This window comes from Flavobacterium sp., from assembly GCF_024642105.1.
In the GTDB taxonomy this organism is placed as follows: domain Bacteria; phylum Bacteroidota; class Bacteroidia; order Flavobacteriales; family Flavobacteriaceae; genus Flavobacterium.
The window spans coordinates 1-26,056 of record NZ_JAHEBT010000056.1 but is presented as its reverse complement, the minus strand read 5'-3'; the positions used below and the strand labels follow the sequence as shown (position 1 = coordinate 26,056).

Genomic DNA, 26,056 nt, shown 5'->3' with positions numbered 1-26,056 from the left:
ATATTTGAGCTTTTATTCAAAACTGTTAGTGATCTTTGTGATTTCCTTGTGCCCTTTGTGTTTAAATAATTTAAATAAATGATCGGTAAACCGAATTTCGCAATCCAATTTCTAACAACAAAAAGAAACCTGCTAACCAAACAAACGGGCGAAATTTCTCGTCATAATCATAAAATTTCAACTCCTGAATTTCAGTGGTTTCTAGTTTATTGATGGCGGCATATATTGCTTCTAATTTATTATTGCTCGTCGCTCTAAAATATTTTCCGTCTGTTTTGAGGGCAATATTTTTCATCAACTGTTCGTCAATTTCTACCTGCATCATACGGAATAAAAACTGTCCGTTGGGTGCAATCGCATACGGAAACTCTGCCATTCCGTTAGTTCCAATTCCAACCGTGTATACCTTGATTCCGTATTGTTTAGCAATATCCGAAGCCGTTTCGGGCTCAATAAATCCGGCGTTATTTACACCATCCGTTAACAGAATAATCACTTTGCTTTTGGCTTTGCTATCTTTCAAACGGTTGACGGCTGTTGCCAATCCCATTCCGATTCCGGTTCCGTCTTGCAATACGTTATCGTATTTGATGCTTTCAATCGCTTGCTGAATAATGGCTTTATCACTCGTTACCGGAGTCTTTGTATAGGCTTCTGAGGCATACACCACCAATCCGATTCTATCGTTAGGTCTTTCATCAACAAAACTAGAAGCTACTTTTTTTAACGCTTCCATTCGGTTGGGTTTCAAATCCTTGGCTAACATACTCCCAGAAACGTCAATTGCCATCACAATATCAATTCCTTTTGTCGTTTTGGTTTTGTTGCTAACATCAACCGTTCTAGGTCTTGCCATAGCTACAATTAAAGCTGTTAATGCCAATAATCGAAGAACGCCTAAAAACGGATACAGCTTTACAAAAAAAGACTTTGATCCCTTAAAACCTGCGGTTGAACTTATTTTTAAAGTAGCCGTTTGTTGGTTTCTTTTCAAATACAACCAAGCGCCTGCTACTGGAATCAACAGCAACAACCAAAAAAATTCTGGATTTAAAAAGCTTATTTTTTCCATTAATTACCTACTTGTCTTAGTTCAACTGATTGTAACATTCGGTCTGCAATGGCACTTCCGTATTGATCTCCTTCAGGATACACAATCATAATTTGTTGTAATCCTTGATTTTGTTTGAAATATAAAATCTCATAATATACTTTTTCGCTCGACTTTGTCAACGGATTAAGCATCGTCATTGTTCCATACCCCTTTAGACCCTTCACGCCACTTTCGGTTTCAAAATCTTCTTGTTTTACAATGATGTTTTGACCTCCTTGTGCTTCGATTATTTTTAAGTTCCCTTCCATGGCTTTCGCCAAATCAATATCGGTTGGTTGTTTGAATTGACTCGTAGAAACCATGATGTAAAAACTATTCATCATGTCTCCATATTGAAACAATTGCATTTCTTTAATCAATGCCATAGTGTTTTTTGGCAACACTTTTTCGGCATCTACTCGTTGTAACACTTGAGGGGTTTCAATTAAAATTCCTAGATTCCCGTATTCACTTTTTACCCATTCTCCTTCTAATAATTCCTTGGTTTCACGACCAAAAACAGTATCGATAACATACCCAAATCCTCGAGTGGCGACAAAAAATCCAGTTACTACAACAACCAAAAGCACTACTGAAACAATCGCAGTACGAATTCGTTTGGCTTTCTTTTTCTTTAATTGCAATTGGATTTGGTGCTGTCTTTGTGCTTCGTTTAGCAACAAATCTTCTTCTTCAGGCACTTCCACAGGTATCGCTTTATCCAAAGTCAAAATCGCTTTTTGGATTTTGTTTCTGTCCTCGGTAATTTCGAAATCAAGCGGTTTAGATTTCGCAAATTTCACCAAATCGGCTTGTTTTAAAACGCGCTCTAAATTTTCGATAGTTTCTTGCGAAAGCGTCATTTTCTTTTTTACTGAAGCTGCTCTCAAAGCCGTAATCAGTTCCGAAGTGGTGCTTTCCATCGCTGGAATTTCGATAGCTTCTTCAATATAATTTCGGGCAATATCGGTCAATTCGCTATAATATTCCTTGATTTCGCCGTTTTGCCATAATTCTTTTTGCTCCAAAATGGTCAACAAAGACGTTGCTTTCTCAATGGGTGTTTTATACACTTCTGCTTCAATAGATTTTTGTTGTTTTTTCTTAAGATACCAATACACCAAAGCACCTATTCCTGCTAAGATAATAATCGCTAACAAGTATTTCCACCAATTACCCCAATGACTTTCAGCAGCCACAATATCCTTGATATCATACATTTTTTGTTGCAATGTATCTACTTTCACATTGGCCACCTCAACCAAAAGAGAATCGGATAAGAACGGTTTCTTATTAATCAGTATTTGTACTCTTGGAATCGTATATTTTCCAGAATCGAATTGGGTTAAGCCGTATTTTTTGATTAATTCATAGCGGTCGTTATTTCGAATCGTATCAATCGGATACGAACGAATCACCTCCAAGGCGCCTATATTTTTCAAATTAGGAAAAACCACTCTTGCCGAAGTATCCACAGAAGCCTTCAACGTCAATTTGAACTCGGCTCCAATTTTATTGCGTGTCGTGTCCAAAGCCGTTGTCACTTTTTGTGCAAAAAGCGAAGTGGAAATTAGAAAAAATACTATGTATGCTATTTTTTTCATTTATGAGTTTGGATACAATCTTTATCTCGATTTAAAATACCCTAATAATTTGGTTACATAACTTTCATCAACTCTGGTATTCACTACTCCAGAACCTGATTTACTAAAGGTTTCTTTAAAATACGCCACGCGATCGTGATAGTATTTTTCATAATTCATACGAACTGATTTAGAACCTGTATCTACTAATTGTACTGCTCCTGTTTCGGCGTCTAACATAGGCACCATTCCTAAATTAGGCATTTTTTCTTCACGAATATCGTACACTCGAATTCCTGTAATGTCGTGTTTTTTAGAAGCAATTTTTAATGTTTGTTCGTATTCCTGTGTCATAAAATCAGAAATAACAAAAACAATGGCTTTCTTTTTCTGCGTTCCCGATAAGAATTTTAGGGCTTGCGCCAAATCGGTCTTGTTGCTTTTAGGTTCAAACTCGATGAGTTCACGAATGATTCGCAATACATGCGATCGCCCTTTTTTAGGTGGAATGTACAATTCGATTTCATCTGAAAACAAAATCAATCCAATCTTATCGTTGTTTTGCGTTGCCGAAAAAGCCATCGTGGCGGCAATTTCAGTTACAATGTCTTTTTTAAACTGATTTTTGGAACCAAAACTCTCCGAACCCGAAATATCGACCATTAACATCATCGTCAATTCACGTTCTTCTTCAAAAACCTTGACATGCGCCTCGTTATAACGCGCGGTTACATTCCAGTCAATGGCTCGGATATCGTCTCCATATTGGTATTGACGTACTTCACTAAAAGTCATTCCACGTCCCTTAAAAGACGTATGGTATTCTCCCGAAAAGATATGATCGCTCAATCTACGGGTTTTGATTTCTATTTTTCGGACTTTTTTGAGTAGGTCTTTTGTATCCATTTTTTTTACTGCCACAAAGGCGCAAAGTCACAAAGTTTGTATTTCTAAAATTTAAGGAACTTCAACTTCGTTTACGATTTTGTTGATGATATCAACAGAAGTGATGTTCTCGGCTTCTGCTTCATAGGTAACACCAATTCTATGACGCAACACATCATGAACTACGGCACGAACATCTTCTGGAATTACATACCCACGGCGTTTAATGAAGGCATAACATTTAGCGGCATTCGCCAAATTGATGCTTCCTCGTGGCGAAGAACCAAAACTAATCAACGGTTTCAAGTCGGCTAGTTTGTATTTTTCTGGGTAACGCGTAGCGAAAATAATATCTAGAATGTATTTCTCGATTTTTTCGTCCATATACACTTCACGAACGGCTTCTTGCGCACGCAAAATTTGATCGATAGAAACCACTTGGTTTACTTTTTCATAGCTTCCGCTCAAATTCTGACGAATAACCAATCGTTCTTCATCCATTTTTGGATAATCAATCACCGTTTTCAACATAAAACGATCGACTTGTGCTTCAGGCAATTGATACGTTCCTTCTTGTTCAATTGGGTTTTGGGTAGCCAAAACCAAAAAAGGCTTGTCTAATTTGAAAGTCGTATCACCAATAGTCACTTGTTTTTCTTGCATCGCCTCTAACAAAGCCGATTGCACTTTGGCTGGTGCACGGTTAATCTCATCGGCTAAGACAAAATTGGCAAAAATAGGTCCCTTTTTGATTGAAAATTCATTTTGCTTGATGTTGTAAATCATCGTTCCCACTACATCGGCAGGCAATAAATCAGGTGTAAACTGGATTCGGCTAAACGAACCTGCAACGGCTTGCGAAAGCGTATTAATCGCTAAGGTTTTAGCCAGTCCTGGAACCCCTTCTAATAAAATATGTCCTTGGCCCAAAAGTCCAATTAACAATCGTTCTACCATGTGCTTTTGACCCACAATTACCTTGTTCATTTCCATAGTAAGGAGATCGATAAAGGCACTTTCTCTTTCTATTTTCTCATTAATTGCTCTAATGTCTAAAGTCGCTGTATTCTCTTCCATTGTGATATTTTTTAAACCAATATTGATACGGTTTTCTTTTGCGAGTGCAAATTGAATTTTTTTTTAGAAGTAAGATGTTAAAGAATGGTTAAAACTTCGGCGAAAAGCCTAATTTTAAGGACGAATTGTGATCAAATTTACCTATTTTTAAGAACTCGATTCAATTCGGTTAAAAATACTAGATTTACAAATTAGAAATACTTCATATTACCATGAGTAAAACAACTTTATCTCCTATTATTGCCGGAGCAATGAATTGGGGAATTTGGGACAAAAATCTCAACACCAAAGAAATGGATAACATCATTCATCTTTGTTTAGAGAACAAGATTACCACTTTTGATCATGCTGATATTTATGGCGATTACACTACCGAAGCCGATTTTGGAAAAGCATTGGTTTCCAGTAAAATTGACCGAACTAAAATCCAATTGATTTCGAAATGTGGCATCCAAATGGTAACCAAAAACAGAAACAATACGATCAAACATTACGAATATTCGAAAGAGTACATTATCTGGTCGGTAGAGAATTCATTGAAAAACTTGGCAACAGATTATTTAGATGTGCTTTTATTGCACCGCCCAAGTCCGTTAATGCAAGCAGATGAAATTGCCGAAGCGGTAGCAAAATTACAATCAGAGGGGAAGATTATCGATTTTGGTTTGTCTAATTTCACTGCTTCACAAACCGAATTGATTCGTCAAAAAACAACGGTAAGTTTCAACCAAATTCAATTTTCTGCTTCGCATCATGAAGCGATGCTCGACGGAAGTTTGGATTATATGCAAACCAACGGTATTCGACCTATGTCTTGGAATCCACTGGGAAGCGTGTTTAGAGAAGATAATGAACAAACCCGACGCATGAAAAAATTGTTGGCGCAATTGGTTTCCAAATATGGAGTAGGATCCGACACGATTTTATTGTCTTGGATTTTGCAACATCCTGCAAAAGTAATTCCAATTGCTGGAACGGTAAATGTGGCCCGAATTCAAGCCTTGATGAAAGCAACTGAATTGCCTTTAGAAAAAGAAGATTGGTTTGCGATTTGGACAGAAAGTATGGGTAAAAATGTGCCTTAATTACAAAATAAAAAATGAGTAAAATAGCCTTAATAACTGGAGCTACTAGCGGAATTGGAAAAGCAACTGCCGTAATTTTAGCCAAAAACAATTACAAATTGGTCCTTTGTGGCCGTCGCCAAGATCGTTTGGATGAACTACAAAACGAACTTTCTGAGTTCACATCTGTTCATACTTTGCAGTTCGACGTTCGAGATAAAGAAGCTGTTTTTGAACAAATTGGTTCGTTGCCAGATGCTTTTTCTCCAATTGATATTCTAATCAACAATGCGGGTAATGCACACGGTTTAGATCCTATTCAGACAGGAAGTCTAGACGATTGGGACGCTATGATAGACGGGAATATCAAAGGACTGTTGTATGTTTCCAAAGCAATTATTCCGCAAATGATTCAACGAAAATCAGGACACATCATCAATATTGGTTCTACCGCCGGCAAAGAAGTGTACCCAAATGGGAATGTATATTGCGCTACCAAACATGCTGTTGATGCTTTGAACCAAGGAATGCGTATTGATTTAAATTCGCACAACATTCGCGTAGGCGCCATTCATCCTGGATTAGTAAATACTGGATTTAGTACCATTCGTTTTAAAGGCGATAGTGAAAAAGCGCAAAATGTGTACAAAGGATTTACTCCTTTAATTGCAGATGATATTGCAGATATTATCCATTTTGTGGTATCCAGACCGTATCACGTAAATATTGCCGATTTGGTTGTAATGCCGACTGCTCAAGCCAATTCCGGAATAGTTAACCGTTCTTTGTAAACAAATTTTCTATGAGAACATTAGTTATTGGCGACATACATGGTGGATTGCGTGCATTACATCAAATCTTGGAAAGAGCCAAAGTTGGTCTAAATGACAAACTCATTTTTTTAGGTGATTATGTGGATGGTTGGAGCCAATCGCCTGAAGTAATTGATTTATTGATTTCAATGAAAGAAACGCACAATATTGTTTGTATTCGTGGCAATCATGATGATTTATTACTAAACTGGCTCAAACATGGAACTGACAATCCACAATGGCACGATCACGGTGGAGAGGCGACTATTGCGGCTTATCAAAACCGAGATGCAAAAACTTTAGCATCCCATATCCGTTTCTTAGAAGCGTTAGACGATTATCATCTTGACGAAGAAAATAGATTGTTTATTCACGCCGGATTTACCAATATGAACGGTATTGATTTTGAATATTTTCCGAAACTTTTTTATTGGGACAGAACTCTTTGGGAAACCGCATTGGCTTTGGATAAAAATATGAAAACAACGGACATAGCTTATCCAAAACGCTTTACTTTATATAGCGAAATCTTCATTGGACACACTCCTATTTCAAGAATTGGAAAAACAACTCCTGTTCAAATGGCCAATGTTTGGAATGTAGATACGGGAGCCGCTTTTAGAGGCCCATTAACTATTATGGATGCGGATTCTAAAGCCTATTGGCAAAGTGAAAATTTAGACATTTTGTACCCCAACGAAAAAGGGAGAAATTAAAACTATTTCTTAGCTACAAATCTTGGATCAGTCTCCATAACGGTGCCGCATTTAGAACAAGTTCGTAAGGTTTCTGAACTATAAAAATGTTCAAAATGAGACAAAAAGTCTTTTTCTATATTGTGTAACTCAAAATAGACTTCGTGTAATTTGTGATTGCAATTTTCACAGTGCCAAAGCAATCCGTCTGTAAAACCTAAACCTGCTCTTTTGCGCTCGATAACTAAACCGATGGAGCCTTCTGAACGAACTGGTGAATGGGGAATTTTGGCTGGATTCAAATACATATCTCCCGCATTCAATTCCATCTCTTTGCGCTTCCCATCTTCTTGAATAATGACTTTAATACTTCCTTCCAATTGGTAAAACAGCTCTTCTGTTTCGTTGTAATGGTAATCTTTTCTGGCGTTTGGGCCTGCCACAATCATCACGATATAATCGCCTGATTCAGTATATACATTTTTATTACCAACAGGCGGTTTCAATAAATGACGGTTTTCGTCAATCCATTTATTCAAGTTGAACGGTTTCGCAATAGCCATAGTACTTCGTTTTAAAAGCGTAAAGTTACTAAATTAAGCGGGCTATTTTTTCTCTTTTATCAAATAAATATAGACCGGAAAATGATCGCTAAAACCAATTTCAGTAGCCGAATGACGCAGAGGATACCCTTTGAACTGACCACTAGTTTGAACTAAAAAAGACTTGTTGTAAATCCCCGACCTCCAAAATTGCAGTGAAGAATAATCGGATTTCAATACCGATTCCGATACTATGATTTGGTCAAAAATATCCCAAGCATCGCGATGCGCAATAGTCCCCATTCCTTTCTTTTGCATTTCTTCAAAAGGATTGTACATCCCAAATTGCTGTACCTCAGCTTTTTTTGCTTTGGCACCCAAAGCTGTTTTCACACTTTTATTATACGGACCGTCATTCAAATCGCCCATTGTAATGACTTTGGCGTTCGGATTAATTTGCTGAAGCGAATCGATAATCTTTCTGTTTAACGCTCCGGCGGCTTCACGAAATGGACTCGAACGTTGTTCACCTCCTGAACGAGACGGCCAGTGATTGACAATCAAATGAATTTCTTCTCCTTCCAAAAATCCGGTAACCAAAAGTTGGTCACGGGTATACACTCGTTTATTTTTTGAACTAATCTCCAACACATCATCCGTGGTTTCCCCTTTCTCTAGTTTAGATTTTGATTCCCCTTGGAACACATACAACGGAATATTAGAATAAGTTGTGGGCTGAAAATAGTGCTTTCGATACAACAAAGCTACGTCAATCCCTCTTTTGTCTGGGGAGTCAAAATGAATAATCCCGTATTCTTTATCTGCCAACTTGGGTTGGAGAATTAAGTCTTCCAAAACGCCTCGATTTTCAATTTCGCATCCGCCAATGAAAGTGGGTGCATCTGGATTTTCTGTTGTGCCAATTTCGGCTAAAACCCGAGATAAATTGTCTAATTTTTTTCGGTATTTATCAAAAGTCCAATGTTGAGATCCTTTTGGAGTCCAGTCTTCATCAAACGTATTGGGGTCGTTAATGGTGTCAAATAAATTTTCAAAGTTGTAAAACGCAACGGTATGAATTCGGAATTTTTTAGATTGTCCAAACGTTTTTGGGAACAAAGACAATAACAACACATAACAAAGAATAGGGCCAATTCTCATAAAGACAGGATTTAGGATACTAATTTTCGGGTCAAGTAAAACTAACAAATTAGAACTGAAATTAAAAATGATTTCGGATTTGTCTATATTTGTTTAAAAATAAATACTGTTGCACAACAGATTTCATTTATGAGAAAACCGTTATTCTTATTCATTTTAAGTTTACTTTCTATCACTATGCAAGCCCAAACGACTATGATTACACCACCTTATTTACAAAAAGGAGACACTGTTGCTATTTTAGCAACTGCCCGAAAACATATTGTGAAAAGCATGCAACCTACTATTGATTTGTTAGAAAGTTGGGGGCTACATGTGGTCATTGGTAAGAGTATTGGATTAGAAGAAAATCAATTGGCAGGAAAGGATGAAGACCGTGCTGCCGATTTACAAGAGCAATTGGACAACCCCAATATCAAAGCCATTTGGTGTGCACGTGGTGGTTACGGAACTGTACGCGTAGTGGATTTAATTGATTTTACGCAATTCAAAAAACACCCCAAATGGTTGGTAGGATTTAGTGATGTCACGGTATTACACAACCATCTTAATACGATGGGTTACAAATCCATTCACGGAATTATGCCTATTAGTTTGGCTAAAGCAAGTCCAGAGGCCATTGAAAGTTTGCGTTTATCTTTATTTGGGCAGCCTTTACAGTACGCAATTGACCCGCATCCTATGAATCGATTGGGAAAAGCGTCTGGCGAATTGGTTGGAGGGAATTTATCCATATTGTATAGCTTATTGGGCTCGCCCTCAGCAATTGACTGCAAGGACAAAATTTTATATATCGAAGACTTAGACGAATACCTCTATCATATTGACCGTATGATGATGAACCTAAAACGCAACGGCTGTCTTGAAAGCCTGAAAGGGATCATTGTAGGTTCTATGACCGATATGAAAGACAACGACATTCCTTGGGGTAAAAATGCCCTTGAAATTGTTCAGGATGTTACTAAAAAGTACAACATCCCTATGATTTTTAATTTTCCTGCAGGTCATATTCATGACAATAGAGCCTTAATTTTAGGGGGTACTGTGTCCATTGAAGTAACCGAAAATTGTAGCACTGTAGTTTTTGAATAGCCAACACCAATCCTTCTTACCATGGCTGAACACAACGAATTAGGAAAACTTGGAGAAGAACTGGCGGTAGAATACCTCCAAAAAAATGGTTATACTATTTTGGAAACTAATTGGGTTTTCCAAAAAGCAGAAATAGATATTTTGGCTCAAAAAGACACTACCTTAGCTGTTGTTGAAGTAAAAACGCGTTCATCTGTTGATTTTGGTCTTCCGCAAGACTTTGTAAAACCTAAAAAAATCCAATTATTGGTAAAAGCGGTTAATGCTTATGTAACCGAAAACGATTTGGATCTTGAGGTGCGTTTTGACATCATTGCCATCAACAAAAAAGGGCAAGATTTTGTAATTGAACACCTTACAGACGCATTTTTTCATTTTTAAGTGTATTTTTTAATGTTATATTTGTAACAAATTGTTTTTTTATTTATATTTGCAGTAGTTTTTAACACAACTACAACACCCTAACTACTATTTTTAAAACAACAACTTAACACAACTACTATGAAAACTGTATCGTCCATTGTAGAAAATTACATCAAAACAAAACCCTTTTTGTTAAATGCTTTATCATTAGGAATCATCAATTTAACTTCTCTTTCGCGCAATATTATGAGCGAATTAGAAAATGAATTTGGTAAAGAAGTAAAACAAGGTGCCGTGGTAATGGCACTTAAAAGATTAACCGAAGAATTGGACTTTAAATTGAATCACAAAATCAATAAAGTCATCAAAAATATCGGAGAAATTACTGTTCGTTCTGAGTTGACCGATTACACTTTTGCCGCTTCAGAAACCGTTTTAAACAAACAAGCCGATTTAATTACAGACATTAATAGTCACTCTGATATTTTTTACACTTCATCAAGAGGGGTAAATGAAACGAATATCGTAGTGAGCAGCAGTGTGAATCATTTAGTTGACAAGCATTTTGCTAACGAAAAATTGATTCAAAAACTAGAAAATTTAGCTTCAATTACGGTAAAACTACCAAAAGAAAACATCGTGGTTCCTGGAATTTATTATTTCATTTTCCAACGTTTGGCTTGGGAAGGAATTATCATTAATGAAGTGATCTCTACTTCTAATGAGTTCACTATTTTAGTTAGTGAAGATGAAGTTGATGTTGCTTTCAAAGTAATTAAAGATTTGAAGAATTAGAAGAATTAGAAGGATGTATCAAAGCTTCCAGCCTTTCTAAGGCTGGAAGCTTTCAAAATACCAAATACCCGCCCCAAAATGAACCCAATCCCATTAGAAAATGGTCATTACTACCATATTTATAACCGTGGTAATAATGGCATCGATTTATTCTACGAAATCGAAAATTACAATCATTTTTTAAGACTCTACGAAAAATATATTGACCCAATAGCAGATACCTTTGCCTGGTGTTTGATGAAAAATCATTTCCATTTATTGGTTTACATTAAAGAAGAAGATGAAATCGAAAAATCGAAATTAGCTTTCTCGACTACTAATACACCTAAATTAATTAGTGCTTCCAAACAGTTTTCTAATCTATTCAATGCGTACACTATGGCAATGAATAAGAGATACAGCCGAACTGGAAGTTTATTCGAAAAGAATTTTAAACGAAAACTTGTCAATTCGGAAACCTATTTTCAAAAATTAATTTTTTATATCCACAACAATCCTGTTCATCATGGATTTACAAAAAATATTATTGAATATCCTTGGACTTCATACGAAACAATCGTTTCTACTAAAAAGACTAAATTACAAAGAGAAAAAGTAATTGAGATTTTTTATGATTTAGAAATTTTAAATACTATCATTCTAGCTTTCAAAATTTATCAGATATAGAAGATTTATTAATTGAATAAGATTAAATCCCAAAGCTTCCAGCCTTTAGAAGGCTGGAAGCTTTGTAAAATTTTATTCCCCCATCAACTCCATTAATTCTAACGCTCTTCGAATCGATTTCACATTATCAAAAGTCAACAACAATCGCAATCCATTAGGGGTTTGCTTTTCTTTCATTTTACACAAAGCACTTTGCTTTTGTACAAACTGAAGCACTTGATGGAAACGCCCCGATTGGTAATAATCCGATTGTTGATCGGATACAAAATAGCCAATCATTTTACCTTGTTTTAAAACCAATTTTTCAATTCCTAAACGGGTAGCAATCCATTTGATTTTCATGCTGCTTAGCAAAGAAACAGCTTGTTTAGGTAAAGGTCCAAAACGGTCAATCAATTTATTTTCATAAGCCAACAGTGAGTCTTCGTCTTTAATATCTGCTAATTCATTATACAAAAGCAATCGTTCTGAAACGGTATTAATGTATTCGTCAGGGAACAACAATTCGAAATCCGTGTCCAATTGTAAATCTTTGACGTATTCTTTGGTTTCGATATCATTTTGCTCCGGATACAAATCCTTGAATTCGTTTTCTTTCAGCTCTTCAATGGCTTCGTTCATGATTTTTTGATACGTATCAAAACCGATTTCGTTGATAAAACCACTTTGTTCTCCTCCTAACAAATCTCCTGCACCACGAATTTCCAAATCTTTCATGGCGATGTTGAATCCGCTTCCCAATTCGCTAAATTGTTCCAAAGCCTGAATTCGTTTCCGCGCGTCTTCTGTCATAGCTGAATACGGCGGACAAATGAAATAACAAAACGCTTTTTTGTTGCTACGCCCTACTCGACCTCGCATTTGATGCAAATCAGACAGACCGAAATTATTGGCATTATTAATAAAAATCGTATTCGCATTCGGCACATCCAGACCACTTTCGATAATGGTCGTCGCTACCAAAACATCAAATTCACCATTCATAAAGGCCAACATCAGTTCTTCGAGTTTAGCTCCATCCATTTGACCGTGGCCAATTCCCACTCGGGCATTAGGGACTAATCGCTGAATCATTCCGGCAATTTCCTTGATATTTTCAATGCGGTTATTAATGAAAAATACCTGTCCGTTACGCTGAATTTCATACGAAATGGCATCACGAATTAGCTCTTCGTTGAACCCCACCACATTCGTTTCAATAGGATAACGGTTGGGCGGTGGTGTGGTAATTACTGATAAATCTCGGGCAGCCATTAACGAAAACTGCAAGGTTCTTGGAATAGGTGTTGCAGTTAAAGTCAAGGTATCTACATTGGCAGCAATCGTTTTGAGTTTGTCTTTGACATTCACACCAAATTTTTGTTCCTCATCAACAATCAACAATCCGAGGTCTTTGAAAACCACATTTTTATTTACTAATTGGTGGGTTCCAATGACAATATCTAGTTTCCCTTCGGCTAATTGCTTGAGGGTTTCTGCTTTCTGTTTGGCGGTTCTAAAACGGTTCAAATACCCCACCGAAACCGGCATGTCTTTCAATCGTTCCGAAAAAGTGCGATAATGTTGGTACGCCAAAATAGTAGTAGGTACCAAAACGGCCACTTGCTTGCTATTATCCACCGCCTTAAAAGCAGCTCGAATAGCGACTTCTGTTTTTCCAAAACCTACATCGCCACAAACCAAACGATCCATTGGCCGATCGCTTTCCATATCGGCTTTTACTTCCTGAGTCGATTTGATTTGGTCTGGTGTATCTTCGTAAATGAACGAACTTTCTAATTCGTTTTGCAAATAACTATCAGGTGCATATTGAAAGCCTTTTTCCAAACGCCTTTTGGCATACAACTGAATCAAATTGAACGCAATATGTTTTACTCGTGCTTTGGTTTTTTGTTTTAAAACTTTCCAAGCATTCGACCCTAATTTATAAATTTTAGGAGGCGTGCCGTCTTTGCCATTGTATCTTGAGATTTTATGCAAAGAGTGAATACTCACATACACAATGTCATTATCGGCATAAACCAATTTTATCGCTTCTTGTGTTTTTCCTTCTACTTGAATTTTTTGCAAACCCCCGAATTTTCCAATTCCGTGATCAATATGAGTTACATAATCACCCACCGAAAGCGAAGTCAGCTCTTTTAAGGTGATATTCTGTTTTTTGGAATAGCCATTTTTGATGCTGAATTTATGGTAGCGTTCAAAAATTTGATGGTCTGTATAACAGGTAATTTGATTCTCTTCGTCAATAAATCCTTGGTACAAAGGCAGTACAATGGTATTGTATTGTTTGCGAATGTTTTCTGAATTGGCCTCATCCAAAGTTTCAAAAATATCGTGGAAACGTTTGGCTTGATTGTCGTTGGAACAGAACAAATAATTTTTGTAACCATTAAAATGATTGTCGTTCAAATTGTTCAACAACAAATCAAATTGCTTGTTAAAAGACGGTTGCGGCTGAATATGAAAATCGAACTTTTTTGTGGTTTTAAAAATGGACTTGGAAGCTAATTCGACTACCGAAAAATCCAACGCTCTTTTTATAAACTGCTCTTGATTCAAGAATAACTGCTCCGGTCTAGCGTGTTTGATGTCTTTGGATAGTTTTTCAAACGCTTCTTCGGCCTTGGCAAATTGCTTGTCCAATTGACTCAAAAAGCCTTCGGTATTTTGAATAAAAAGAACCGTTTTCTCTGAGATATAATCTAAAAAACTTTCTCTGTTTTCCTGAAAAAACTTGTTTTCTACATTAGGAATAATCGCAATTTTCTTTTGTTGTTCCAATGACAATTGTGTTGCCACATCAAAGGTTCTAATGCTATCGACTTCGTTACCAAAAAACTCAATTCGATACGGATTATCATTGGAAAACGAAAATACATCGACAATTCCGCCTCGAACAGAGAACTCACCTGGTTCCGTTATAAAATCAACTCTTTTAAATTCGTATTCGAACAAAACTTCGTTGATAAAATCAATCGAAATTTGGTCGCCCACCGCCACTTTTAGCGTATTTTTATCCAATTCCTTTCGAGTAACTACTTTTTCAAAAAGTGCTTCGGGATAACTAACAATTATGGCTGGTTTTTTGCGCGAATTAATTCGGTTCAGAACTTCCGCACGAAGCAATACATTCGCATTGTCAGTTTCTTCTATTTGGTAAGGGCGACGAAATGAATCGGGATAAAACAAAACATCTTGGTCGCCAATCATTTGTTCTAAATCATTCAAATAGTAAGCAGCTTCCTCTTTATCGTTTAAAATGAGTAAAAACGGTAATTCTGATTTTTTAAAAACAGAACGAATTACAAATGAAATCGAAGATCCCACCAAACCCGAAAGGTGTACTTTTGGAGTATTATTTTGCCCTAACAACGAAGCTATTTGCTCTGTTTTGGGTGAATTATCGTAAATAGAATAGACTGTTTTACTCAACGCGTGGAAGATTTGGATCTATAGTTGTACTTGGAATTGCTCTTGTAGTGTCTAGCATTCGCAGCATCTCTGATTCGCCTTCTTCCACAGGAATTTTACTTTTTTCAGTAATCTTATCCATTTGTCTTTGCAAAGAAACCAACTCGGCATTGATTTCTCCCACCAAAACAATCACTTTTTTATCTGGAATATTGTCTAAATGAATGAATAAATCCAGTAATCGCACTTTGGTAATTAAAGTCCCTATTCGGCTTTTGATTTGGGGTTGTTGGAATTGATACGGAATGTTGCTGTTCAATAACAATACTTTCTTAGATAATTCCGCGGCTTTTTTCTGGAAAGCACCGATGGTTTTTCTTGGCTTTTGCCCCAACTCATCTAAAAATTGACGAAATTCGGTCCAACTCGCCACACTTTGTTCTGAAGTGGTGTTAATAGGGGTGGCATAAAAATCCCAGCCTTTGCTGATATTTTTATAAATTACTTCCTTTTTTTGAGCGGCTTTTTTATTTTCGGCATCACGCTGCTGACTTTCCTCTTTGCAAGAAGATAATAGTAAAAAAAGAGCGCAAAAAAAGACGGCCAAGTATTTCATATTCATTTTCATTGGAGCACAAAGTTACAAACTAAATTCACAATACCGAATACGTGGTTTTGAACTTATTGGGCTAAAAACTAAAAAAACGACTCATCTATTAAGACAAGCCACTTTCTTATTTCTTATAAGGGCAATAAATATCGTATGTAGTTTATTGTCCTACTATCACAAAGGTACTTCTTCGGTTGAGTTGGTGTTCAGCTTCGCTGCAAATGACTCCATCGGCACAGTTGTTCACCAATTGTGTTTCTCCATAGCCTTATTTTACAATTTCAACAAACCATCCAGTACAATCTGTAGAATTTGGAATTATTATCTTGATAATTCCATTAACACTACAAGTCGTGTTAGTATTAACTACTGTATAACCTGATATGTTATCACATTAATCTAAAGCAATTTGCGATAGTAAAAAAATAATACAATATTATTTACTCTAAAGAAACGGTGAAAAGTTATATTTTGAATCTTTCATAACTAACTTTTACTACCATACTAATACCAACAGCGTTTTTTAGATTAGGGATTCCAGGTAAGGAAATGAGACTACTATTTAGATACTATTTTAAATCAAGTTGCATACGAAACTTGAAAAATTATTTTATTTATAAATTAATACATATTTTATTCATATGCTTATTCTATACGTTATACTAACTTGTAAAAAATCGTTATTGTATTAATAATAAATAATCATTTTCCCATTCCCAATATTAGAAGCCGTAAAATGTTTAATACTGGCCGTATTGGTTGGAACAACATAAGAGGAACCACCGCCACCAGCGCCATAATAATTACCGCCACCAGCGCCACCGCCACCACCAAAGAAACCGGCGCCACCGCCAGCACCTGAATTCCAAGTAACTGAATTAATTGTTCCACCTGTTCCTCCAGCTCCCGATAATCCAGAAGTTGGACTAGTTATTTGAGTGTCTAATGCCGAACCTGCAGCTCCTCCTGCAGATTGTGTCCCGCCTTTTCCTCCTCTAGTAGTATCTGAAACGGATACATTCCCTACAAGACCTCCTGCGTTACCACCAACTCTTCCTGTTGCAGCACCACCTCCACCTCCAGCAACAACTAACACATTACTCATACTAACGGAAGTACGAAATAAAGCTGTCATACCACCCCCAGCGGCACCTTGCTTAGTAGAACTTGAGGCATTTGTTCCCGCATTTCCTCCATTACCATAAACTGCTGTAGTTCCAGACGGCTGACCTCCTACCATAAGGTATAAAGTTTCTCCAGGAGTTACTTTAACTATGGCTTGAACTTTACCTCCCAAACCACCAGCCACATCTCTATTTCCTCCTTGAGCACCATAAGCCTCTACCAAAATAGAAGTGATATTAGCCGGAACTTCCCACGTTTGATCTGAGCCTGTGAAAGTAAAGGCAGGAACCATTGTTGGGAAAGTGCGCGGTTTCATTTGAATAAATTGAGAGGTCAACTGAGCATGGCTCCAATTACAAAAGAAAATAACAAAAAATAGAAAGGCTACTTTAGTTTTCATATTATATTTATTAAAGTCCACTATCACCTGAAATATACCCTGTTGTGCTCGATTCCATCAAAAGCCCTATAGAACTGAATTGTGCTCTTGTAGTTAATCCATTAGCCGATTGAATAGTAACCCCAGAAGCTCCTGAAACAGTAACTGTCCCTGCTCCTTTTTGAATTATTTGACAGAAAAAACCCGTTGGTAAAGTTCCTGGTACAGTAACTGTAACATTCGAATTGCTATTAATTATTACAACTCCTTTGCTATCGTTTTCTGTTAAAGTGTAATTCCCGGTTTGTATGTTTATAGTCGCTCCAGGAGTATTTTGCCAAGTAGCATTCCCGGATGCGTCAGATGTTAATACTTTTCCAGCTCCTGGTGTTCCCGCTCCAGCAAATCGTACGGAACCTGTTGTATGTAATTGCGCTGATGGAGATGATGTCCCTATACCCACATTACCACCCGCAGGTTGCAAAACATAAGGTAATGTTGCTCCTGTCGAATAATTATGAGATTGCATTGCAAAAGCAGAGGTAGTACTATATATTGATAAGGCATTGTTATTTATTCCTACTGTGTTTTGAAAGCGAGTAAGAGGTCTAAATGTTGAGTTGTCCATTAAGTTTGCTGTGGAAACAGGTACATTTCCAATATATGATTTATCATCAATAATAAGTCTTCCTAATGGAGAAGTGCTTCCAATTCCAACCTTTCCAGAAGGATCTATTGTCATTGCTTGCAACACATTCACAGGGAAATCATCTATTGAATTACTTGGTTTAGTAATAAATGCTAGTCCCCCTCCAAAATTACCACTATCTGTTGCTGCTATTGCTGCCAACCCTTTTGTAGCGCCACCTCTTCCAAATACAATTTCTTTTGAATAGCCAGATAATGCTTGTGAATTACCATACAACATTAACGAACCCACTGGTGTTAAGGTCCCAATTCCCACATTCCCTGAATTTGTAGCTAGATAAGAGCTATTTGTTGATCGAAGAGTACCATATACATCCAAATTATATTGTGGCATCGAATTATATACTACAGATCCTAACGCAATATTTCCATTTACTCCTGCTTTTAGCGCTTGCTGCCATACTGAACCATTCCAATAAGACATGGTTAAAGCATTGGCTTCGTTAGTTCCTCCCGAATTCCAAGCATTGGATCTTGCCGCTATTTGCCAGCCCCTATTAGTTGAAGCTCCAATTGAACTATTATCTTTTAATGTAATAAAGTTTATTCCTGCATTCGTTGTGCCGGTACCAATAGTAGAAATAGTAGCCAAATTTGAACCACTTGAATAAACTTCAAATAATGAAGTAGGATTATTAATTCCAATACCTAGTCCTCCCGATCTCCAAATACTTGACGTTTTATTACTCCCTGCATCATTTGTGGTGTTGGCTAAATTCCATTCTGTAGTTGCTGGTGAAGTGTAGGTTACATAGGTGGTTCCATTGTATGTCCACAGACTATTATCTATTGCTGATTGGTAAATAACTGTTGGGTCAGTTTGGGTATTTGGGGTAAAAACGGGGCTTCCTGAATTTGGATTTACTGTTGAAAACGAAACAATATTTTGTGTTCCTGGAATATTAGTTAAAATTACATCTCCCGAACTATTTAAGCCTAACACTTTACTAGCTGATGCGGACGCTGAACTTGATGAATTTAAATTTGTAAATCGCAAACCTGAATTTCCTGCTGTCCCTTGTGTAATCTCTAATTTATTTGCTGGAGTTGTTGTTCCAATACCCACATTACCATTATCAAAAATAGAACTGTCTAACAATGTTTTGGCGGCTGAAAATTTAGGTACAAAATTAGCTGTACCCGTTCCTCCTATTTTTGTATCTACATAACCTCTATTGGCAGCATCTGTAGCATTTGCAGGAGCATCAACAATTGTAATTTTTTTAGTTGTTGGAACTGTTAAGTCCCCTTCCATAGTGTCTCCTGCTACATTCACATATCTAGCATCTGTGGTTGATAAATCAGTCGCTACTTCAAGCCAATTGGCACCATCATATATAAAAGTACGACCATTATTAGGATTGCTTCCATCTGCAACAATATAAATGTCCGATTGTTGTTTTGCTGGACTAGCGTTAATTATAGACGTGGCCAAATTAGGATCAATTGTTGCTCCTGTAAAAACTCTTCCTATCATCACTGCAACATTTCCATTAGTATCTGGCTGAACACCATTCACTTTTCGAACGGCCCCTGTTACATCGGTTACAGGAATTGTTGATACAGACGTAAATGCAGAAGTCCCATTTCCTTTTAAGTAACCTGTCAATGAAGTGGCACCGGTCCCTCCATTGGCAACGGTAATTGTTTCCCCTATTTTAGCATTGGTCACCGCTGCATTTGCAATTTTAGTAGTGGTTATTGCATTGTTTGAAATTACAGGCGTAGCAGCTGTACTTCCTGTACCTGCTAAATCACCCGCTAATTGTATTTTTCCTTTTACCATATCGGTTGCATCAATCACTCCTGCACTTACCTGATTGTCTACATAGGTCTTTACTGCATTTTGGGTTGGGTATAAATCATCACTTGTTCCTAAACTGGTAGCTGTTGATTTATTTGATTTATCTTCTTTCCCGGTTAAGGCCGTTTGTGTGGCTGTTGAAATAACTTTGTCTACATCAGCGGTGTTATCTACGTTCCCTAATCCAACAGCTACTTTATCTAATGTTTGCCAAGTTTTGTCTCCTCTATAATATTGAGTAGTAGTTCCTGCAGCAATCGTATTTTCTTTATTGGCTAGTCCAGGAACTGTTGGGGCATCAGCCGTACCTCCTAAATCGCCTCTTAGTCTTAGTTTTCCTTTTACCGTATCGGTTGCATCAGCAATAGTGCTGGCAGCAACTGCCGATTGAACAAATGCCGTGGTAGCTAGTGCAGTCGTGTTATTTCCAGCAGCTTGTGTTACAGCCATTGTTCCTGTTGGAAGAGAGGGAATACCAGTAAAAACAGGTGAAGATAGTGCTGCATATTCTGTACTATCAGTACTTCCATCTGCTTTTAAAAATTGACTAGCAGTTCCATTCTCCTTGATAAAGGATTGTGATTTGATATTTCCTACTACTTCTAATTTTTCAGAAGGAGCGGTTGTTCCAATACCAATTTTTCCCTCTTCAGCTGTAGGTGTTCCAAAAGTATCAGTTGAATTAATACTATTAGTAATGGCTAAAATTGGAGAACCTGTTCTACCATCTAAAAATTGAGTAACATTATTTGCTCTATTTAAAATTGTTATTGCGTTATCATCAGTACCCCCAAAAAAAGGATGCAAAGCTTCATCTACCATTTGAAAATTACCTGCTCTTATCGCTAATGCATTGGAAATGCTATTGCCTGCCATATCTAAATCAGTTGCTCTAGCGTTTGAATTTGAGGTAGATAAGGCATTATCAATATAGGTCTTGACTGCATTTTGAGTTGGATATAAATCATCACTTGTTCCTAAAGCCGTGTTGGTAGATTTGTTTATTGCGTTTTCTTTTAAAGTCAAAGCAGTCTGTGTGGCATTTGAAATGGGTTTATTCGCATCGCTTGTATTGTCCACATTGCCTAATCCAACGGCCGTTTTATCTAATGTTTTCCATGTTTTATCTCCTCTATAATATTGGGAAATAGTTCCTGAGACAATAGTAGGTTCTTTTAATGCCAAACCTGGAACAGTAGGATTTGTTGCAGTTCCTCCCAAGTCTCCTGCTAATTGAATTTTTCCCTTAATAGCGCTAGTGGCGTCCACAACACCAGAACTTAACTGATTATCGACATACGTTTTTACCGCGTTTTGCGTTGGAAACAACACATCACTTGTTCCTAAAGCCGTGTTGGTAGATTTGTTTATTGTGTTTTCTTTTAAATTTAATGCAGTTTGTGTGGCATTTGAAATGGGTTTATTCACATCGCTTGTATTGTCCACATGATTCAATCCTAAATTAGTCTTAGCTCCCGAGACTGTGCTGGAGCCTGTTCCTCCATTTACAATAGGAACAACTCCTGATACACTTTCGGCAGTTTTTGAAGCATACGCAAATGGAACTGCTGAAAAATCTTGATTACTTATCTCTACAAAATTCGAACAAGTACCCGTAGCATCAATAGCTACTTGAAGTTTCTTGGTAGTGCTATTCCAAACAATAGTAGTGAAACTAGCCGCATATCCTCCTATTTGATTTCCTGAACCAATTACTAAGTTAACCATCCCAAACTCATCTGTTGTTACTCTTTGAGTTTCTTGGTACACTAAACTAGTTTGTTCATCTGTAATTGAAAAACGAAGGCAAATATTCTTATTGGCCAATACTGCATTAGCGTTATTGTTCCCAGGCAGTATCTCTACACTAGGATTATACAGTACGGCTTGGTAGGTAATTCCTGAACTTTGCGAATAAAACAAAGTAGTGGTTAATAGTAAAAATAAAGTAATAATTCTTTTCATAGTAGACGTATTAATATAGTTCAAAAGAGATTCCAAATACAATTTGGTTGGTTAAAAATGATACTTTTTTATTCGTGTCATTGGTCAAACTACTACTTCTTGAATAGTTATAACCCAGACTTAAATAGCCATATTCTGATAAATTACATTTGGCTTGTATTCCTATCAATGGGCTTACAATAACACCATTAAAGTCTTTTTGATTGTTAAGATTGAATCTAGAGTTGTTAATAGTTTGATTTCCATACAGCATAGTGGCTACATTAACACCTCCTTTTACTGCCAAATCAAGATGATTGGATTTAATAAACGAATAGACCAGTGCATTTTGAACTCCGATGTATTCTGTTTTCCAAGTATAAGTAGTAGCTAGATCTCCTGCCTCTGCATTGTACTGGTTTAATGTCAATCCAACAGTATAATTTAAATTGTTATCAAAAGCTAGACGTTGTACCTTTATAGGTAGCGCAAGACCTATTTCGTAGCTATCTCCTTCTCCTTGCTTTTCAAGACCGTTAACAGACTCCGAGCCCTTATAACGTATCTTATAATTGGTATAATTTTTTCCCGTTAAAAAATAGATTTCTTGAGAATACCCATATTGGATAGAGAACAACAACAGTAATAATAAGGTTATTTTTTTCATTTGGACTTAATAATTTTAGTAGAAAAAGTATAATGTGAAGTTTCTATTTTGGCAAAATAGACTCCTTCTGAAACTATTGAAAGATCAATCGTAAAATTGTTTTGTGTAAGTTCGACTTCCTTACTATAAACTAGCCTACCTCTACTATCAAACAAATAAAGATTAGCAATAGTGCCGATGGAAGAAGAGAATTGAAAATTAGCTAAATCAAGTACTGGATTAGGGTATTGAACCATTGAAACCGGACGGATAGCTGAAGAGGAATTTTTGGCTAATCCAATACTTTGGATATAACCCTGACCTATAATTAAATTACCGTTTTTATATGTACCAATAACACTCGATTGACCAACCGATTGTGCAACAATAATGCTGCTACCAACTTTAACATTAGCTCCCTGCGAGGCAATGGATTGATGGTGAATTCTTTGACCCCAACAACCGTAGGTAAAAAGTAAACTAAAAAGGAACTTATACATATTCATGGTACTATTTCGCTGCAAAATAATTATTTCTCTCGGCTTTATAATATTAGTGTTTTTTCTTACAAAAAATCAAATAATCAAACTATGGATTACACATTATGGATTCGAAAAACTCCTACTATTTTTAAATTAGCCGCAATGCGGCTAATTTAAATTATGTTCGATTTGGGATAAATTTGGGAGTTGATTTAGGGGCAATTGAATCGAATCATAATATTATGATTTAAAAACTCTTGTCAAATCTAAAATTGGGATATAATTGTTTGGTTATCTTTTCTATGTTGAAATTTAGGATGTCGATTTTAATCTTTAATAATATTGTACCGAAATGAACTATCTCGTGAGAACCAGATCTAAGGAACTCGATTTTTTTCAAAAAAACACGTATCATAATTACTTTGTCTTTTAAATCTTGATTTTCTTTTTTCTTTATTTATTCGACAAAAATAGAATCCCTACTTTTATAAAAAGTTGTAAAATCACAACTTTTCGAAAAAAAATTTTTTTTCTATATTTGTTAAATGGTATGCAGGTTTTTTAATCATTCCTCCGTGATTATTTAACAGAGCCAAAAAAAGATAACCCAACCCAAATCTTAAAAAAATGAATTTTAACACAAAAAAACCAATCAAAGTACCCTCTGAAAAAAAAACAGAGCATCCTGTAATCAAAAAAATTGCCTCCTTTTTAAGTCTTAAAAAAATTAAAAAAAAGGAATTTATATTACAAGCAGGCGAAATTAATGACAACATAATCTATGTAAAGTCTGGAATGCTTAGGGTTTATTTAATGTATGAAGACAAACAAGTAAATACTTGGTTTGTAGGTGAAGATGATTTTTTTCTTTCTATGAACAGTTTTTATTACAACATTCCTACCCACGAATACATTGAGGCCTTAGAGAATAGTGAAATCATTACTATCAGTAAAAGCACTTATGAAATGCTTTTGAAAATAAATCACAACTTATCTCTTTTTGCAATTAAGGAACTCTATATCAAATTATGCGAATATCAGGACCAGTGTTTAACATTGCGATTTATGAACGCAGAAAAAAAATATGCTTTTCTTAAAGAAAATAAACCTGAAATAATTGAAAAAGTAAGCCAAAAACACATTGCTTCCTTCTTAGGTATTGAAACTACATATTTAAGTAAAATTATTTCTAATTATAAAGTTTAAAAAACAGAACCCCCAAATACCAAAAAAAATATGAATATAATTGAAAAAGCACTACAGGGTAATCGCTTTTTTACCAAAAAAGACCTGTTTTTGGTAGAAAAATTAGCTGCTTTCCTTTTTAGTAAAAAAATTAAAAAGAAAGAATTATTGTTACACGCAGGAGAAGTGAACAACAAAATGTTCTACGTCCAAAAAGGATTACTTAGAGTGTATTATATTCGAGAAGACGGTAAAGAAGTAAATACGTGGTTCGTAAAAGAAGGTCAGTTTGTTTATGCTTGCCACAGTTTCCATTATCAAATCCCTTCAGAAGAATATATAGAAGCAATGGAAGATTCTACTATAATGAGTATTAAAAAAGACACTTGGTTAATGCTATTAAGGAACAATCATAAATTAGCGCTATTCACAGTCAATGAATTGATGACTAATATTGCTGAATTTTCAGCACAGTCAGAAATGTTGCGCATGATGAATGCTGAAGAAAAATATGCATTTTTAAAAACACACAAAAGCGATATCTTAGATCGTATTAGTCAGAAACATTTGGCTTCTTATCTTGGCACAGATACAACCTATTTAAGTAAGATTATTAGTAATTATAAAAACAATGAAGAAGCAAAAAATCTAAAAAAAGCAATTTAGCTCTTATAGAATTTTATGGGAAATAAACCCCAAATTATAGAACCGTTTATTCAAATATTCACTAATAACTATTTCATCCCCAGCAGATACTTTAAGATTCATGGAGGTACTTTCACCAAAACATTTTACAAGGAACATATTTGTATCTACATCATAATTGAGTATTAAAAAACCCGCCGAAATTCCTTTCTCCAAAATATCTTGATGCATCATTTTTGCACTAAAAATCACAGGGATTTTCTCTTCGTTAATAATATATTTTAAAATATTCATTGAATCACAATTACTATTATTGGCTATAAAATTCAATTTTAAAATCAAAACCATACTGGCAAGAGGTTAGCCAGTATGCTATTTGATTCTCCACGTGTTCGAAATTAAATCGATAGATTATCGCTAAGACACAACATGGAAGAATGATTAGGAAAACACTACATGATTTAAAAAAATTCATACTGTTATAAATGTCCCCACATCTTTCCTAATCATTATTTCTTCAACATTGAAAAGCCCTTGGTTCTTTTCAATTTTGTGATTCCAAAGTAAATTCATCGGGTTTTAAAAAAAGTTGTGATTTTGCAACTTTTTTAAAAAAATGATTTTTTTTTTAAAATAAACCGGAATTTAACTCTAGTTTAAATTATAAAAAAACAATTAAATAATTGATATTTATGTACTTATGATATTTTTTCAAATTCAATTTACAGATAATTAAAAAATTAATTAAACCCGGTTTTTTAATCTCTTTTTATTAAAATATGTTCTTTTAAGACTAGATTATAAAAAATTAGAAATCTAAAAATCGCCCTCAAAAAAACTTTATTAAAAAAACAGCAAGAGTTTTGCAATTTTAAGTTCAATAAAAAAAGAGACTAAAATTCTGTTTTTAGTATAAATTGATTCAGATTTTTACAAAATAAACAACTGTTTTTAAGACACATTTACATAAATTGCAAAACCAAATTTAGAATACACTATCATGTCAGAGAAAGGCGCAGAGAGAGCACGATTAAAACTACGAAACGATAATAAAGGTTGGAAAAAATGGGGACCTTACCTTACAGAACGTCAATGGGGAACCGTAAGAGAAGATTACTCTAAAGGTGGCGATGCTTGGAATAGTATTACGCACGATATGGCACGCTCCAAAGCGTACCGCTGGGGAGAAGAAGGAATTGGAGGAATTTCAGACAACAAGCAGCACATTTGTTTTGCTTTTGCTTTTTGGAATCATAACGACCATATTTTAAAAGAACGTTTTTTTG

General features: G+C 35.8%; 22 protein-coding genes and 1 pseudogene. 10 read left to right on the top strand and 13 right to left on the bottom strand.

Annotated elements, in window-relative coordinates; all coding sequences use genetic code 11:
* Window positions 1-70 precede the first annotated feature (70 nt).
* From Q0L65_RS12745 to Q0L65_RS12730, 4 genes are read right to left on the bottom strand one after another with little or no spacing between them, the layout of a single operon-like run.
* The gene (locus tag Q0L65_RS12745; RefSeq protein ID WP_296686977.1) at window positions 71-1,072 is read right to left on the bottom strand and encodes a VWA domain-containing protein; all 1,002 of its coding nucleotides are present in this window, start codon (window positions 1,070-1,072) and stop codon (window positions 71-73) included.
* Window positions 1,072-2,697 carry a hypothetical protein gene (locus Q0L65_RS12740; protein WP_296686975.1) on the bottom strand — a complete coding sequence of 542 codons (1,626 nt, stop codon included), beginning with the start codon at window positions 2,695-2,697 and terminating at the stop codon, window positions 1,072-1,074. The genes Q0L65_RS12745 and Q0L65_RS12740 overlap by 1 nt, the downstream gene beginning before the upstream one ends.
* Before the next feature lie 21 nt (window positions 2,698-2,718).
* Window positions 2,719-3,582, bottom strand: a complete 864-nt coding sequence (locus Q0L65_RS12735; protein WP_296686972.1) for a DUF58 domain-containing protein — start codon at window positions 3,580-3,582, stop codon at window positions 2,719-2,721.
* A gap of 51 nt (window positions 3,583-3,633) precedes the next feature.
* Entirely contained in the window at window positions 3,634-4,638 is a 1,005-nt protein-coding gene (locus Q0L65_RS12730; RefSeq protein ID WP_296686969.1) for a MoxR family ATPase, read from the bottom strand.
* A gap of 212 nt (window positions 4,639-4,850) precedes the next feature.
* Here Q0L65_RS12730 and Q0L65_RS12725 point away from each other — a divergent pair, with 212 nt between their 5' ends.
* Genes Q0L65_RS12725 through Q0L65_RS12715 form a run of 3 tightly spaced genes read left to right on the top strand, consistent with a single transcriptional unit; the run spans window position 4,851 to window position 7,230 of the window.
* Complete coding sequence (locus Q0L65_RS12725; RefSeq protein ID WP_296686966.1) at window positions 4,851-5,723, top strand: aldo/keto reductase; 873 nt, start codon at window positions 4,851-4,853, stop codon at window positions 5,721-5,723.
* Window positions 5,724-5,737: 14 nt separating this feature from the next.
* Window positions 5,738-6,493 carry an SDR family NAD(P)-dependent oxidoreductase gene (locus Q0L65_RS12720; protein WP_296686964.1) on the top strand — a complete coding sequence of 252 codons (756 nt, stop codon included), beginning with the start codon at window positions 5,738-5,740 and terminating at the stop codon, window positions 6,491-6,493.
* A gap of 11 nt (window positions 6,494-6,504) precedes the next feature.
* Window positions 6,505-7,230, top strand: a complete 726-nt coding sequence (locus Q0L65_RS12715; RefSeq protein ID WP_296686961.1) for a metallophosphoesterase family protein — start codon at window positions 6,505-6,507, stop codon at window positions 7,228-7,230.
* A gap of 2 nt (window positions 7,231-7,232) precedes the next feature.
* Here Q0L65_RS12715 and Q0L65_RS12710 read toward each other — a convergent pair whose 3' ends face one another.
* Together Q0L65_RS12710 and Q0L65_RS12705 are read right to left on the bottom strand one after the other, a co-directional pair.
* Window positions 7,233-7,772, bottom strand: coding sequence for a 3-hydroxyanthranilate 3,4-dioxygenase (locus tag Q0L65_RS12710; protein WP_296686958.1), 540 nt, complete (start codon window positions 7,770-7,772; stop codon window positions 7,233-7,235).
* Between the two features lie 42 nt (window positions 7,773-7,814).
* A complete protein-coding gene (locus Q0L65_RS12705; RefSeq protein ID WP_296686956.1) occupies window positions 7,815-8,912 on the bottom strand; it encodes an endonuclease/exonuclease/phosphatase family protein in 1,098 nt (365 codons plus the stop codon).
* Between the two features lie 195 nt (window positions 8,913-9,107).
* Here Q0L65_RS12705 and Q0L65_RS12700 point away from each other — a divergent pair, with 195 nt between their 5' ends.
* The 4 genes from Q0L65_RS12700 (at window position 9,108) to Q0L65_RS12685 (ending at window position 11,828) form a co-directional block, all read left to right on the top strand.
* Window positions 9,108-10,004: an LD-carboxypeptidase gene (locus Q0L65_RS12700; RefSeq protein WP_296687255.1), complete on the top strand. Its 897-nt coding sequence runs from the start codon at window positions 9,108-9,110 to the stop codon at window positions 10,002-10,004.
* 21 nt (window positions 10,005-10,025) lie between these two features.
* Window positions 10,026-10,385, top strand: a complete 360-nt coding sequence (locus Q0L65_RS12695) for a YraN family protein (RefSeq protein WP_296686953.1) — start codon at window positions 10,026-10,028, stop codon at window positions 10,383-10,385.
* Window positions 10,386-10,505: 120 nt separating this feature from the next.
* Entirely contained in the window at window positions 10,506-11,162 is a 657-nt protein-coding gene (locus Q0L65_RS12690; protein ID WP_296686951.1) for an aspartate kinase, read from the top strand.
* 78 nt (window positions 11,163-11,240) lie between these two features.
* Window positions 11,241-11,828: a hypothetical protein gene (locus Q0L65_RS12685; RefSeq protein ID WP_296686949.1), complete on the top strand. Its 588-nt coding sequence runs from the start codon at window positions 11,241-11,243 to the stop codon at window positions 11,826-11,828.
* 72 nt (window positions 11,829-11,900) lie between these two features.
* On the opposite strand, the gene mfd is transcribed toward Q0L65_RS12685, so the two are convergent.
* From mfd to Q0L65_RS12655, 6 genes are all read right to left on the bottom strand, one after another.
* On the bottom strand, window positions 11,901-15,263 hold the full coding sequence (gene mfd, locus Q0L65_RS12680) for a transcription-repair coupling factor (RefSeq protein ID WP_296686947.1): 3,363 nt from the start codon (window positions 15,261-15,263) through the stop codon (window positions 11,901-11,903).
* On the bottom strand, window positions 15,256-15,864 hold the full coding sequence (locus Q0L65_RS12675; RefSeq protein WP_296686946.1) for a hypothetical protein: 609 nt from the start codon (window positions 15,862-15,864) through the stop codon (window positions 15,256-15,258). The genes mfd and Q0L65_RS12675 overlap by 8 nt, the downstream gene beginning before the upstream one ends.
* Before the next feature lie 676 nt (window positions 15,865-16,540).
* Entirely contained in the window at window positions 16,541-17,377 is an 837-nt protein-coding gene (locus Q0L65_RS12670; RefSeq protein ID WP_296686944.1) for a glycine rich domain-containing protein, read from the bottom strand.
* A 10-nt stretch (window positions 17,378-17,387) separates the two neighbouring features.
* A complete protein-coding gene (locus Q0L65_RS12665) occupies window positions 17,388-21,833 on the bottom strand; it encodes a hypothetical protein (protein ID WP_296686943.1) in 4,446 nt (1,481 codons plus the stop codon).
* 10 nt (window positions 21,834-21,843) lie between these two features.
* Entirely contained in the window at window positions 21,844-22,479 is a 636-nt protein-coding gene (locus Q0L65_RS12660) for a hypothetical protein (protein WP_296686940.1), read from the bottom strand.
* A complete protein-coding gene (locus Q0L65_RS12655; protein ID WP_296686939.1) occupies window positions 22,476-22,964 on the bottom strand; it encodes a T9SS type A sorting domain-containing protein in 489 nt (162 codons plus the stop codon). The genes Q0L65_RS12660 and Q0L65_RS12655 overlap by 4 nt, the downstream gene beginning before the upstream one ends.
* A gap of 603 nt (window positions 22,965-23,567) precedes the next feature.
* Between Q0L65_RS12655 and Q0L65_RS12650 the strand changes: the two genes are divergently transcribed.
* Both Q0L65_RS12650 and Q0L65_RS12645 read left to right on the top strand, forming a co-directional pair.
* Window positions 23,568-24,146, top strand: a complete 579-nt coding sequence (locus tag Q0L65_RS12650; RefSeq protein ID WP_296686937.1) for a Crp/Fnr family transcriptional regulator — start codon at window positions 23,568-23,570, stop codon at window positions 24,144-24,146.
* Window positions 24,147-24,176: 30 nt separating this feature from the next.
* Entirely contained in the window at window positions 24,177-24,791 is a 615-nt protein-coding gene (locus Q0L65_RS12645) for a Crp/Fnr family transcriptional regulator (protein WP_296686936.1), read from the top strand.
* A gap of 3 nt (window positions 24,792-24,794) precedes the next feature.
* Here the strand turns inward: Q0L65_RS12645 and Q0L65_RS12640 are convergent, their stop codons facing one another.
* The gene (locus Q0L65_RS12640; protein WP_296686933.1) at window positions 24,795-25,064 is read right to left on the bottom strand and encodes a hypothetical protein; all 270 of its coding nucleotides are present in this window, start codon (window positions 25,062-25,064) and stop codon (window positions 24,795-24,797) included.
* Window positions 25,065-25,770: 706 nt separating this feature from the next.
* Between Q0L65_RS12640 and Q0L65_RS12635 the strand changes: the two are divergent.
* Window positions 25,771-26,056, top strand: a pseudogene (locus Q0L65_RS12635) (glucosidase); the annotation flags it as partial.